The sequence below is a fragment of the Bacillus sp. 9.4 genome (assembly GCF_055486415.1).
Map to the genome: position 1 here is coordinate 583800 of NZ_JBVFMU010000002.1, position 12526 is coordinate 596325.

Annotated in this window: 12 protein-coding genes and 3 riboswitches; of the genes, 6 read left to right on the forward strand and 6 right to left on the reverse strand. The window is 44.7% G+C overall.

Going from position 1 to position 12526, the window contains the following annotated elements; all coding sequences use genetic code 11:
- Nucleotides 1–61: 61 nt before the first annotated feature.
- Nucleotides 62–227, reverse strand: a riboswitch (M-box (ykoK) riboswitch).
- 107 nt (nucleotides 228–334) lie between these two features.
- The 5 genes from ACZ07B_RS09500 to ykoG form a co-directional block, all read right to left on the reverse strand.
- Nucleotides 335–472, reverse strand: a complete 138-nt coding sequence (locus ACZ07B_RS09500; protein ID WP_003218541.1) for a transcriptional regulator SplA domain-containing protein — start codon at nucleotides 470–472, stop codon at nucleotides 335–337.
- Between the two features lie 82 nt (nucleotides 473–554).
- Nucleotides 555–1067 (reverse strand): PepSY domain-containing protein, encoded by a 513-nt coding sequence (locus ACZ07B_RS09505; RefSeq protein WP_014479606.1) that lies wholly within the window; start codon nucleotides 1065–1067, stop codon nucleotides 555–557.
- A gap of 91 nt (nucleotides 1068–1158) precedes the next feature.
- Nucleotides 1159–1839 carry a PepSY domain-containing protein gene (locus ACZ07B_RS09510; RefSeq protein ID WP_464877129.1) on the reverse strand — a complete coding sequence of 227 codons (681 nt, stop codon included), beginning with the start codon at nucleotides 1837–1839 and terminating at the stop codon, nucleotides 1159–1161.
- Nucleotides 1836–3200: a two-component system sensor histidine kinase YkoH gene (ykoH, locus tag ACZ07B_RS09515; RefSeq protein ID WP_464877130.1), complete on the reverse strand. Its 1365-nt coding sequence runs from the start codon at nucleotides 3198–3200 to the stop codon at nucleotides 1836–1838. Before ykoH ends, ACZ07B_RS09510 begins: the two co-directional genes overlap by 4 nt.
- Nucleotides 3201–3203: 3 nt before the next feature.
- The gene (gene ykoG / locus ACZ07B_RS09520) at nucleotides 3204–3890 is read right to left on the reverse strand and encodes a two-component system response regulator YkoG (RefSeq protein WP_038428855.1); all 687 of its coding nucleotides are present in this window, start codon (nucleotides 3888–3890) and stop codon (nucleotides 3204–3206) included.
- 101 nt (nucleotides 3891–3991) lie between these two features.
- A riboswitch (TPP riboswitch) is annotated at nucleotides 3992–4104 on the forward strand.
- A gap of 96 nt (nucleotides 4105–4200) precedes the next feature.
- Between ykoG and thiU the strand changes: the two genes are divergently transcribed.
- The 4 genes from thiU to thiX are packed head-to-tail and all read left to right on the forward strand — an operon-like array spanning nucleotide 4201 to nucleotide 7773.
- On the forward strand, nucleotides 4201–4803 hold the full coding sequence (thiU, locus tag ACZ07B_RS09525; RefSeq protein ID WP_015252237.1) for an HMP/thiamine ABC transporter substrate-binding protein ThiU: 603 nt from the start codon (nucleotides 4201–4203) through the stop codon (nucleotides 4801–4803).
- A 1-nt stretch (nucleotide 4804) separates the two neighbouring features.
- The gene (locus tag ACZ07B_RS09530) at nucleotides 4805–5404 is read left to right on the forward strand and encodes an ECF transporter S component (RefSeq protein WP_003232554.1); all 600 of its coding nucleotides are present in this window, start codon (nucleotides 4805–4807) and stop codon (nucleotides 5402–5404) included.
- On the forward strand, nucleotides 5391–7034 hold the full coding sequence (locus tag ACZ07B_RS09535; RefSeq protein ID WP_464877131.1) for an ABC transporter ATP-binding protein: 1644 nt from the start codon (nucleotides 5391–5393) through the stop codon (nucleotides 7032–7034). Before ACZ07B_RS09530 ends, ACZ07B_RS09535 begins: the two co-directional genes overlap by 14 nt.
- Complete coding sequence (gene thiX, locus ACZ07B_RS09540; RefSeq protein WP_021479436.1) at nucleotides 7009–7773, forward strand: HMP/thiamine ABC transporter permease ThiX; 765 nt, start codon at nucleotides 7009–7011, stop codon at nucleotides 7771–7773. The genes ACZ07B_RS09535 and thiX overlap by 26 nt, the downstream gene beginning before the upstream one ends.
- A gap of 30 nt (nucleotides 7774–7803) precedes the next feature.
- On the opposite strand, the gene rsbRB is transcribed toward thiX, so the two are convergent.
- Nucleotides 7804–8637: an RsbT co-antagonist RsbRB gene (rsbRB, locus tag ACZ07B_RS09545; RefSeq protein WP_003232560.1), complete on the reverse strand. Its 834-nt coding sequence runs from the start codon at nucleotides 8635–8637 to the stop codon at nucleotides 7804–7806.
- Nucleotides 8638–8859: 222 nt separating this feature from the next.
- On the opposite strand from rsbRB, the gene isp reads away from it, so the two are divergent.
- On the forward strand, nucleotides 8860–9819 hold the full coding sequence (gene isp, locus ACZ07B_RS09550; protein WP_014479598.1) for a serine protease Isp: 960 nt from the start codon (nucleotides 8860–8862) through the stop codon (nucleotides 9817–9819).
- A 132-nt stretch (nucleotides 9820–9951) separates the two neighbouring features.
- A riboswitch (SAM riboswitch) is annotated at nucleotides 9952–10107 on the forward strand.
- Nucleotides 10108–10234: 127 nt separating this feature from the next.
- Nucleotides 10235–12523: a 5-methyltetrahydropteroyltriglutamate--homocysteine S-methyltransferase gene (metE, locus tag ACZ07B_RS09555; RefSeq protein ID WP_003232565.1), complete on the forward strand. Its 2289-nt coding sequence runs from the start codon at nucleotides 10235–10237 to the stop codon at nucleotides 12521–12523.
- Nucleotides 12524–12526 lie beyond the last annotated feature (3 nt).

Genomic DNA, 12526 nt, shown 5'->3' on the forward strand with positions numbered 1-12526 from the left:
TAAAGGCATAAAAAAAGCCTTCGGGATTGAAGGTGAAAGAAGCACGGCAAAAAAAGCGTGCGGGCGCCTTCAATCGTAGAGCTTTAGCACTGTATGGCATAGGACAAGCATCCAGCTGCATTAAAAATCACCTTATGTCGATGATTTCTGTTGACCCATTGGCGTCTTTGGACATTTTTGGGCAGCAGCGTATCTCCATACAGGAGCCTCACCTAACGAAGTTCCTAATTGAATTGACACACTGAGATTACAGAAAAAAACAAGCTGTGTCAACTCAAAAAAGTAATAAATGCGCTTACATCACAATTACGGAACAAAACAAGGGCCTAAGCCCTTATTCTGTTGTTTGTGTCTCGTCATCTTCAGAAAGCAAATGATACGTTTCATGAAGAAATAAGGCGTACTCTCCTTCCTTCGTCGGATGAGGGACATATTCAGCCTGATTGATGTATTGCTCCTCTTTCTTTTCCATGCGTTTCGCCTCCTTTTCTACTTAGATTGTCCAAAAAAAGGTTTCTTATCATGAAAAACCCCCGCTGCAGCGGGGGTTTTGATTAGTCATCTATCTCCTGTTTGATAATGCGTCCATCTTTTGCGGAAATTTCAAATTCTGTCTCAGTTCCTTGCTTCGTTTGGATTTCCATTTCATAGATGTAAGCACCGTCATCTTCGTCAAGCTTACTTTCTGTTACGGTTCCACCTGTTTGCTTTAAAGCAATTTCTTCAGCTTCTTCTTTGGTTATGGCGACTTGTTCTGCTTTCTCCTTTAACGGGTCATTAAGCGCTTGTTTTGTATGAATATCTACATAAACGTCGTAGTCTTCACCTTCTTTTTCAATCTCCACTTCATAGACTTCTTTGCCGTTGTAAAGGTCTCTGTCAATGTCTTCTACTGTGCCGTCAACAACTGTTTTAGCAATTGCTTCTGCTTCTTGTTCAGTGAGTGCATCCGTCTTAGAAGAAGCCTGTCTGTTTTCATTGTTTTCTTTGGCAAACGCGTTGTAGCTGAATCCTCCGGCCGCTAGGCACCCTGCTAAAAGACCGACCATCCATTTTTTCTTGAGCATTTGTGAGTCCTCCTTTGTTTTGTATGAGTACAGTTTACACACTCAACATGAAAGGAAAACGAGAGCAAGATGAGAATTTGATGAGAAACCGTCAGTCTTCATACACAATGTTAGCTACCTTTCCTGTGTAGGCATTGATTTTCACTGTCGCTTCCTTATCATCAGGAAGATCAACGTCCACTTCAAAGATGAGAGTACCCTCACTTTCTTCGAGATCTGCGTCATCCGCTGTACCGCCCGTTTTTCGCTCTGCAATTGTTTTGGCTTCTTTTTTCGTAATCGGCGTTTTTTGTTGATCTTTGCTGCTGATTTGATCGGCAGACAAGACTGTTTTTGCCTGCATGTCTACCTTCACTTCGTATGTTTTCCCGTCTTCTTTTTGTATGGTATAAGTGGCAACTTGACTTTGCCGTGTTTGTTTTTTGACCGTTCCCGGCACCCGCTCAAGCGCGAGATGCTCGGCTTCTTTTTCTGTCATGGCAGATGGATTCACTGCTTTTACTCTATTCATTGAAAGAATGTCAGCCGATATTGCGTCTGCTTTTACAAAGTAAGTTCCCTTTGGATTTTCAAGGGTTATATCATATGTTTTTTTATCCTTTGATTGTGTTGCTTTCGTGACCTTGCCTTCATAAGAGGCTTCGACTTTTTTTACGACAGTCTCCTTTGACAATACGTTCTCATGGGTTTGCCGAATGATGAGAAACGTACAGATGATGACAACTAAAATGGCTGCTGCAGCAAAAGATACTGTTTTTATTGTTTTAGTCATCCGCCTCCCCCATTCTGTTCGCTGAATTGCATGGTAACAGCTGTTCCTTGTCCCGGCTTGCTTTTGACAGACAGCTCAATGCCTTGCTCATCGGCGATTTGCTTGGCAATGGAAAGACCTAAACCCGTTCCGCCTGTTTTTCTGTTTCGTGCCTCATCTGCCCGGTAGAACCGTTCGAACAAATGCGGGATATGTTCCTCAGGTATTCCGATGCCTTCATCCCTCACTGATAGAAACGGCCGTCCATTCCTCGTTCCGGCTGACATCTCAATAGGCTTTTCACTATACTTTATTGCATTATCAAGCAAAATGGTCAACAGCTGCTTGATGCGTTCTTCATCAGCCTTTACAAGCAGGCTCTCTTTATCTGTTTCAAGCAATATGTCACGCTGATAAACGGGCTGGAGCGTTTGCATGATCGCGCGCGATACTTCAATCAGATCGATTGTTTTCAGATCAAGCTCAAGCTCTTGATGACTTTTGGCCAGCGCCAAAAGCTGATTGGTCAGTTTTTTCATATGCACCGCTTCTGAGTGAATGGCTTCTATCGACTCCTCAAGCACCTCCGGCTTTTTTGCCCCCCACCGCTTCATCAGGCTGCTGTAGCTTTCTATAATGGTGAGCGGCGTTTTCAATTCGTGTGAAGCATCTTGAACAAATTGCTGCTGTTTATCATAGTGATCCTTCAGCATCATTGCCATTTCATTAAATGTCAGCCCCATTTGATATAATTCATCGTTGGACTGTCCTTCTAAAGAAATCGTTTTAAATTCTTTGTCTCGCTGTATGTCTTTCATTGTGATCATTAATCGTCTGATCGGATTGATGATACGGCGGGCAAGCAAGCTGCCGGCAAAAAAAGAAGCAATGCAGACAGCAGCACTTGCAGCGATTAAAATGATTTTCAGCAGAAACAGACTCTCTTCTGTGTTCTCAAGCCTTTCAACCAGCTGAAGAGAAACCACTTGTCCATCGGTCCAAATCACCGGAACAGCAGCCTCAGCAAACAGCTTGCCGTCATGTTTCCTCACATCTGCCGTTTCTCCGCTATGAAAAGAGAGAGGAAAATCTTTATAGGCTTTTTCTTTTGTGATCGCCATAACGGCTTTTTGATCACCATTCACTACACGCACCATGCCATTTGCCGGAAGATAGGCCTGCAGCATATCCTGCAAAGCCACTCCTTCTGTTTCAGCGGCACGCAGCGCTTCGGCAATGTTATCCGTCTCATCAGCAAGCCGGGCCGCATCCTTTGATGTCAGCGCAGACGAAAAAATGAGATATACTGCGGTATGAACCAAAATTAATAAAATCAACAGTGATATCGAAGTGTATAGATGAATCTTGGTCTTCAGCTTCATCGTTTACCCCTTAATGGCATAGCCGACCCCGCGAATCGTATGGATCAGCTGTTTTTCGTAAGGATAGTCCAGTTTTTTTCTGATGTATCTTATGTAGACGTCCACGACATTTGTATCACCGATATAATCAAATCCCCATACCGAGCTTAGAATTTGCTCTCGTGTCAGCACTTGCTGCGGATGCTTTAGCATATAGACGAGCAGATCAAATTCCCGCGGCGTTAATTCCACCTCTTTGTCTCCGCGTCTCACTTCACGGGTTTTTTCGTTCACCCGCAAATCGTCATATGTAAGAAAGGTGCCGATATCTTCCGTTTTTGTTCCATTTTGCCGCAGCGCCGCCCTGATTCTCGCAAGCAATTCCTCGATTTCAAACGGCTTGGTGACATAGTCATTTGCACCGATGTCCAGACCTGTTACCTTATCAGGAATACTGTCTCGCGCCGTTAATAATATGACCGGTGTCTGCGGATCCGTTTTTCTCAAGCGGCGCAGCACTTCCAATCCGCTAAGCCCCGGAAGCATGACATCAAGAAGCACCAAGGAATACCCGCCTTCCGCTGCCGCATCCAGACCTTCTGTGCCATTGTGTTTGATGGTGACACTGTATCCTTCATATTCCAATTCAAGCTGAAGAACCCTGGCGATTTTTTCTTCATCTTCCACAATTAATATGTGTCCTTTTTCCAAATTTTATCATCCTCTCCCGTCCCTATATGAAAAAAATGATTTCGTTGTTTACAAAATGATTCTTATCATCTATTATGATGTCAAAATAAAAAATTGTATACGGAAAGCACTAGGGGTGCTGTTTTGGCTGAGATAAAGCGCGAAAGAAACGCGCTTTGATCCCTTATGACCCGATCTGGATAATACCAGCGTGGGGAAGTGCAGGTTGACCGAATGGTGTATTTTTTTGTGCGCTTAATCGATCTATGACTGCATATTCCCTTAGGATATGCAGTTTTTTATTTTACCAAAAAAACAGGAGGTCGGAGAAATGGAGCATATTTGCGGTACAAGCAGAATCGCCGGTTTTCGCTTCTCTTTATATCCGATGACGGATGATTTTATCAGTGTGATCAAGTCTGCGCTGAAAAAAACAGATACATCCAAGGTATGGACGAAAACCGACCATATCAGTACGGTGTTACGCGGATCGATTGATCATGTATTCGATGCTGCAAAAGCCATTTACCTTCATGCAGCAAACAGCGAACAACACATCGTCATGAACGGCACGTTTTCCATTGGATGCCCGGGTGACACACAGGGGGATACATATCTTTCCAAAGGTGATAAGCGTGTCAATGAAGATGCTGTCCGAGGCTTGAAGGCGGAAGCGCCGTGCCAATTTGCCCTTTATCCAATGAACGAGCCGGATTATATGGGGTTGATTATGAAGGCTGTCGACATTGCAAAAGCCCAAGGCACTTTCGTACAGGGTGTCCATTACGCGAGCGAGCTTGACGGGGATGCGCATGACGTATTCAGCACATTGGAAGCCGTTTTCCGCATGGCCGAGCAGCAAACAAACCATATCACCATGACTGTGAATCTTTCGGCTAACAGTCCATCAAGAAAAAACAGAAAGCAGGGATAAAATGAAAAGCTGGAAAGTAAAAGAAATTGTCATCATGTCCGTTATCAGTATCGTATTTGCCGTTGTTTATTTATTATTTACACATTTCGGAAACGTGCTTGCAGGTATGTTTGGGCCAATCGCCTATGAACCGATTTACGGCATTTGGTTTATCGTTTCTGTGATCGCCGCGTACATGATTCGAAAACCGGGTGCGGCGCTCGTTTCTGAAATCATTGCCGCTCTCGTTGAGTGCCTGCTGGGAAATCCGTCTGGCCCGATGGTCATCGTCATTGGCATTGTTCAAGGGCTCGGGGCTGAGGCTGTATTTCTTGCAACACGCTGGAAAGCATACTCTCTCCCTGTCCTTATGCTGGCCGGTATGGGGTCTTCAGTAGCCAGCTTTATCTATGATCTCTTTGTTTCTGGCTATGCAGCCTATTCACCAGGTTATCTGCTCATTATGCTTGTGATCCGTCTCATTTCCGGCGCGCTTTTGGCGGGGCTTCTCGGAAAAGCTGTCAGCGACTCTCTCGCTTATACAGGTGTGTTAAACGGAATGGCACTCGGAAAGGAACTGAAAAAGAAACGGAAGCGGGCGTCAGAACATGCAAGCCTTTGATGAGCTTCTGACGGTTGAGCAGCTCAGCTTCTCTTATGAAGAAGACGAGAAACCGGTTTTTCAAGACATTTCGTTTGAGCTTCAAAAAGGAGAATGTGTTTTATTATTAGGACCGAGCGGATGCGGTAAAAGCTCGCTCGCCCTTTGTTTAAACGGTCTATATCCGGAGGCTTGCGACGGCATTCAGTCCGGACATGTATTTCTATTTCAAAAGCCGGTCACAGATGCTGAAACCTCCGAAACGATTGCTCAGCATGCCGGGGTCGTTTTTCAGGATCCTGATCAGCAGTTCTGCATGCTGACGGTAGAGGATGAAATTGCGTTCGGGCTGGAAAATCTGCAAATTCCAAAAGAAGCAATGACAGAGAAAATCAACGCCGTATTAGAAAAATTACGCATTACCCATTTAAAAGAAAAAATGATCTCAACCCTTTCAGGAGGACAAAAGCAGAAAGTGGCTCTCGCCTGTATTTTGTCAATGGAGCCTGAGCTCATTATTTTAGATGAGCCGACCTCTCTTTTAGACCCTTTCTCAGCGCGGGAGTTCGTTCATCTGATGAAGGATCTTCAGCGGGAAAAAGGTTTCAGCCTCCTCGTCATTGAGCACCAGCTTGATGAATGGGCGCCTTGGATTGAGAGAACGATCGTACTCGACAAATCAGGCAAAAAGGCACTGGATGGCCTGACGAAAAATCTATTTCAGCATGAAGCGGAGACACTAAAGAAATTGGGCATCGCCATTCCAAAGGTCTGTCATCTGCAGGAAAAGCTGAGTATGCCGTTTACTTTATCAAAAGAGATGCTGTTCAAAGAGCCTATTCCTGCCGGGCGTGTCAAAAAGAAGAAAGCCCCTTCTGGGGAGAGTGTGCTTGAAGTCAGCAGCCTTTCGTTCGCGAGAGGACAGCAGGCGATTTTCAAAGACATCAGCTTTTCGTTGCGCGAAGGCTCTTTAACGGCGCTTGTCGGTCCGAACGGAACTGGAAAATCGACGCTCCTATCAGTTCTGGCCCGTCTCATGAAACCGCAAAGCGGCAAAATCCTTCTCTATGATCAGCCGCTGCAGAAATATAAAGAAAAAGAATTACGTAAACGGATGGGATTTGTTTTTCAAAACCCTGAGCATCAATTCGTCACCGATACGGTGTATGACGAGCTTCTGTTCGGCCAGAAAGCAAATGCTGAAACTGAGAAAAAAGCGCAACACCTGCTGCAGCGTTTTGGTCTTGCGCATTTGGCTGATCATCATCCGTTTGCGATCAGCCAAGGGCAAAAACGGCGACTGAGCGTTGCTACTATGCTCATGCATGACGTAAAGGTTTTATTATTAGACGAACCAACCTTTGGCCAGGACGCCCGCACAGCGGCTGAATGCATGGAAATGATTCAGCGTATCAAGGCAGAGGGAACCGCTGTCCTTATGATTACACACGATATGGAGTTAGTCTCTTCGTATGCTGACAGCGTGCTTGTGCTTCACGATACGGGCCTGGCCTTTGACGGATCTCCAGCGCAGTTGTTTTCTCAAGAAACAGGGCTTGTCCAAAAAGCAAAGCTCACCCTTCCCCTTCTATATGAATGGATGGCATTTCAAGAGGAGGTGCGTGATGAAGCAGCCGTTACATCTCATTAATCCGACTGTGAAAGCGGCGGCGGTTTTTTGTTGTGTCGTCATGCTGTCGTTTATTTACAACCCTTACACTCCGGCATGTTTTTATATCATCATCGTTGCGGGCGTTTTACTGGCGGCCGGAATCCCATTGAAAAAATGGTTGTTGTTTACGATTCCGTTTTTGATTTTAGCATTCGGATGCGTGTGGACAGCCGCAGTTTTTGGAAAAGTGCCGACAACACCGGATAATTTTTTGTTTCAAGCAGGCCCTATCTCAATTAACAGCGATAATGTGTCTGTCGGCATCTCTCTCGGGTTTCGTATTTTATGCTTTTCCGCCTTATCGATGATGTTTGTTTTTACAACCGATCCGATTTTATTTATGCTGAGCCTTGTCCAGCAGTGCAGGCTCTCACCAAAGCTCGCGTACGGTGTCATTGCAGGCTTTCGCTTTCTTCCGCTGTTAAAGGATGAGGTCCAGCTGATTCAGCAGGCTCATAAAATCAGAGGAGGAGCGGCGGAGAGCGGCATCATTAATAAAATCGGTGCGTTAAAACGATATACCATACCGCTATTGGCAAGCGCCATCAGAAAAGCGGAACGGACAGCGCTTGCGATGGAATCGAAAGGATTTACAGGAAGCAGAAACCGGACATACTACAGGACATTGAGCGTGAACCGGCGCGACTGGGTGTTCTTTTGCCTCGTCCTCATATTATTCGCGGGATCCTTTCTCGTATCTTTATGTTTCGCATCATAAAAAATCCGCTATCACAGATAGCGGATTTTTTTATTGATGATAGTTTAATGCTTGGGCAAGGTTGGTTTTAATGGTAATATTCGAAAAGTCAATCCCCAGCTGTACAGCAGTTTGCGCAATTTCAGGCCTGATTCCTGACAGAGTTGACCGGACACCGATCAGATTAAGCGCCTCAATCAATTTAAAGATCTGGTGCGCCACCATCGTATCCACCACAACAACACCTGACAGATCGATTAACAGATGCTCCACACGTCTTTTCGCACAAGCTTGAAGCGTGTTTTCCAGAATAAACTTCGCCCGTTCGGTATCAATGTCACCGACAAGCGGCAGCAGAGCTGTTGATTTGCTCAGGGTAATGACAGGTGAGCTTAATTCCAATATCATTTCTCTTTGGGCGTTTAATTGCTGCTTGGCATTCATTTCAGCGTGATCAACGAATGTATAAATGGTGAAATCAAATACTTTTACAATCAAATCTGCCCATTTTTGCTTCTCTCCCGGTTCAAACGCTGATTCATTTTCTTCTGCGAACTTCTCAAAATACTTCGTATATAATCTCCTGTTTCTCATAAACTCCCGAATGACATACTGAACCGGTGTGTCGAGATGTTTTTGATCGTTGGTCAGCTCAATGACCCACTCTTGAAACTCTTCGAGAAATTGTTTTTCCGGTAAAACATACATGTAATTCAGATGCCGGTAAAACTCTCTGTCCTGCTCTTTCAATTCTTCCGTTACTGTTGCATTATGTAGGGCGTAAAGCGAATTCGGATCACTTTCCTCCATCGTTTCAATCCATTCCTCGGCCATTTGTTCCACATGCTCTGAAAAAAATGCATATAATTTTTCATTCAGTTTCATGACACTGCTCCTTTCCCCAACACTATTATAACTTGACTTACAGTTGAATCCCAGTCATACATGTTGAAGCCATCCAATATTTTGAAGATTACTAATTCTTTGGTGTGTATCCTATTTTTTCAAAATGCTTCAAATGGCTCTGTCCGAGCGCTTGCTTTTTTCATATAATATGAGGCAACACCCTTGAATCCACTTGCAAGCATAAAAAAGGAGGGCTTTTTTATGAATGGTGAAATCCGCTTGATCCCGTATGTGACGAATGAGCAGATCATGGATGTAAACGAGCTTCCTGAGGGCATTAAAGTGATTAAGGCGCCAGAAATGTGGGCAAAAGGGGTAAAAGGCAAAAATATTAAAGTTGCTGTATTAGACACTGGCTGCGACACAAGCCACCCTGATTTAAAAAATCAAATCATCGGCGGAAAGAACTTTACGGATGACGACGGCGGCAAGGAAGATGCGATTTCCGACTACAACGGACACGGCACACACGTCGCCGGAACAATTGCAGCTAATGATTCAAACGGAGGCATTGCCGGAGTCGCGCCTGAGGCAAGCCTATTGATTGTGAAGGTTCTTGGCGGCGAGAACGGCAGCGGACAATACGAATGGATAATTAACGGCATCAACTACGCGGTGGAACAGAAAGTCGACATCATCTCAATGTCCCTTGGAGGGCCAAGCGATGTGCCAGAGCTGGAAGAAGCAGTGAAAAACGCAGTTAAAAACGGAGTGCTTGTCGTTTGTGCAGCGGGAAATGAGGGTGACGGCGACGAACGCACAGAAGAGCTTTCCTACCCCGCAGCTTATAACGAGGTCATTGCAGTTGGATCTGTTTCAGTAGCGCGAGAATTATCAGAATTTTCTAACGCAAATAAAGAGATTGACCTTGTGGCACCAGGAGAAAATATCTTATCCACCCTTCCCAACAAGAAGTACGGTAAGCTGACCGGCACTTCAATGGCTGCCCCTCATGTCAGCGGTGCGCTTGCTTTAATCAAAAGCTATGAAGAAGAATCATTTCAAAGAAAGCTTTCTGAATCTGAGGTTTTCGCACAGCTAATCCGCAGGACACTTCCTCTTGATATTGCAAAAACGCTGGCAGGCAATGGATTCCTGTATTTAACAGCTCCTGATGAACTCGCAGAAAAAGCAGAGCAATCACATTTGTTGACCCTATAAGATTATTTTTCTTATATAATATACACCACATCATATAAATAAAAATTTCAAATTCTATGTTGACAATGAATTTGAATTACTGTTAAGATTACCAACAAATGATTCAACTTTTCAAAAAATTAATAACATTTTCTCTTATCGAGAGTTGGGCGAGGGATTGGCCTTTTGACCCCAACAGCAACCGACCGTAATACCATTGTGAAATGGGGCGCACTGCTTTTCGCGCCGAGACTGATGTCTCATAAGGCACGGTGCTAATTCCATCAGATTGAATCTGAGAGATGAGAGAGGCAGTGTTTTACGCAGAAAAGCCTCTTTCTCTCATGGGAAAGAGGCTTTTTGTTGTGAGAAAACCTCTTAGGAGCCTGTATCCGCGGGTTAACGAGAGTGTTTTACATATAAAGGAGGAGAAACAATGACAACCATCAAAACATCGAATTTAGGATTTCCGAGAATCGGACTGAACCGGGAATGGAAAAAAGCACTTGAAGCGTATTGGAAAGGCAGTACTGATAAAGATACGTTTTTGAAGCAAATCGACGAACTATTTTTATCCGCAGTAAAAACACAAATTGACCAGCAGATTGATGTTGTGCCTGTTTCTGATTTCACACAGTATGACCATGTACTCGACACAGCAGTCAGCTTCAACTGGATCCCGAAACGTTTCAGACATTTGACTGATGCTACCGATACATACTTCGCTATCGCCCGCGGAATCAAAGACGCCGTATCTAGTGAAATGACAAAATGGTTTAATACAAATTACCATTACATCGTTCCGGAATATGACGAGAGCATTGAGTTCCGTCTGACAAGAAACAAACAACTCGAAGATTATCGCCGGATCAAACAGGAATACGGTGTGGAAACAAAGCCTGTGATTGTCGGCCCTTATACGTTCGTTACGCTTGCTAAAGGCTATGAACCGTCTGAAGCAAAAGCGATCCAAAAACGCCTTGTGCCATTATATGTACAGCTTTTGAAAGAGCTTGAAGAAGAAGGCGTAAAATGGGTTCAAATCGATGAGCCGGCGCTCGTTACCGCCTCTAGTGAAGATGTCCGCGGTGCAAAAGAATTATTTGAAAGCATTACAAGTGAGCTTTCATCCTTGAATGTGCTTTTGCAGACGTATTTTGATTCTGTTGATGCTTATGAAGAGCTGATCTCTTACCCGGTTCAGGGAATTGGCCTTGATTTCGTTCACGACAAAGGCAGAAACCTGGAACAGCTTAAAACACATGGCTTTCCGACAGACAAAGTGCTGGCAGCCGGCGTTATCGACGGACGCAACATTTGGAAAGCGGACCTTGAAGAGCGTCTCGATGCCGTTCTTGATATTCTCAGCATTGCAAAAGTTGATGAACTGTGGATTCAGCCTTCCAGCAGCCTGCTGCATGTTCCAGTAGCGAAACACCCTGATGAGCATTTGGAAAAAGACCTATTGAACGGATTATCCTACGCAAAAGAAAAGCTGGCCGAGCTGACAGCTTTGAAAGAAGGCTTAGTATCAGGAAAAGCGGCGATCAGCGAAGAGATCCAGCAGGCTAAGGCTGATATCCAGGCGCTTAAGCAGTTTGCAACAGGCGCCAATTCTGAACAAAAGAAAGAGCTTGAGCAATTAACTGATAAAGATTTCAAGCGCCCGATTCCGTTTGAAGAACGTTTAGCCCTGCAAAATGAATCTCTCGGCCTTCCGCTTTTGCCGACGACAACGATCGGCAGCTTCCCGCAGTCTGCTGAAGTGCGGAGCGCACGCCAAAAATGGCGGAAAGCTGAGTGGTCCGATGAACAGTATCAAAACTTTATCAATGCGGAAACAAAAAGATGGATTGATATTCAGGAAGAATTGGAGCTTGATGTCCTTGTTCACGGCGAATTTGAACGGACAGACATGGTCGAATACTTCGGTGAAAAGCTGGCCGGTTTCGCCTTCACTAAATATGCCTGGGTTCAATCATACGGCTCACGCTGTGTCCGCCCGCCAGTCATTTACGGAGATGTTGAATTTATTGAACCGATGACAGTGAAAGACACAGTCTACGCACAGTCATTGACTTCCAAGCATGTGAAAGGAATGCTGACGGGCCCGGTTACAATCTTAAACTGGTCTTTCCCTCGAAACGACATCTCGAGGAAAGAAATCGCCTTCCAAATCGGGCTTGCCCTTCGCAAAGAAGTTAAAGCGCTTGAAGACGCAGGCATTCAAATCATTCAAGTTGATGAACCAGCGCTGCGCGAAGGCCTTCCATTGAAAACACGCGATTGGGATGAGTATTTGACTTGGGCGGCAGAAGCATTCAGATTAACCACTTCTTCCGTGAAAAACGAGACACAGATTCATACACATATGTGCTACAGCAACTTCGAAGATATCGTTGATACAATCAATGATCTTGATGCCGATGTGATTACAATCGAACATAGCAGAAGCCACGGAGGATTTTTAGATTATTTAAAAAACCACCCGTATTTGAAAGGGCTTGGCCTTGGTGTATATGACATTCACAGCCCTCGTGTGCCGTCAACTGAAGAAATGTACAATATTATCGTTGATGCGCTTGCCGTCTGTCCGACTGACCGCTTCTGGGTAAATCCGGACTGCGGATTGAAAACAAGACAGCAGGAAGAAACGGTTGCAGCATTGAAAAACATGGTTGAAGCCGCAAAACAGGCAAGAGCACAGCAGACACAGCTAGTATAATTT

Bases quoted from the DNA above. Each gene is read 5' to 3' on its own strand.
- ACZ07B_RS09535 (WP_464877131.1), top strand. From the start codon at position 5,391: ATGCAAGCCTTTGATGAGCTTCTGACGGTTGAGCAGCTCAGCTTCTCT.
- thiX (WP_021479436.1), top strand. From the start codon at position 7,009: ATGAAGCAGCCGTTACATCTCATTAATCCGACTGTGAAAGCGGCGGCG.
- rsbRB (WP_003232560.1), bottom strand. From the start codon at position 8,637: ATGAAACTGAATGAAAAATTATATGCATTTTTTTCAGAGCATGTGGAA.
- ACZ07B_RS09530 (WP_003232554.1), top strand. From the start codon at position 4,805: ATGAAAAGCTGGAAAGTAAAAGAAATTGTCATCATGTCCGTTATCAGT.
- ACZ07B_RS09510 (WP_464877129.1), bottom strand. From the start codon at position 1,839: ATGACTAAAACAATAAAAACAGTATCTTTTGCTGCAGCAGCCATTTTA.
- ACZ07B_RS09500 (WP_003218541.1), bottom strand. From the start codon at position 472: ATGGAAAAGAAAGAGGAGCAATACATCAATCAGGCTGAATATGTCCCT.
- metE (WP_003232565.1), top strand. From the start codon at position 10,235: ATGACAACCATCAAAACATCGAATTTAGGATTTCCGAGAATCGGACTG.
- isp (WP_014479598.1), top strand. From the start codon at position 8,860: ATGAATGGTGAAATCCGCTTGATCCCGTATGTGACGAATGAGCAGATC.
- ACZ07B_RS09505 (WP_014479606.1), bottom strand. From the start codon at position 1,067: ATGCTCAAGAAAAAATGGATGGTCGGTCTTTTAGCAGGGTGCCTAGCG.
- ykoH (WP_464877130.1), bottom strand. From the start codon at position 3,200: ATGAAGCTGAAGACCAAGATTCATCTATACACTTCGATATCACTGTTG.
- thiU (WP_015252237.1), top strand. From the start codon at position 4,201: ATGGAGCATATTTGCGGTACAAGCAGAATCGCCGGTTTTCGCTTCTCT.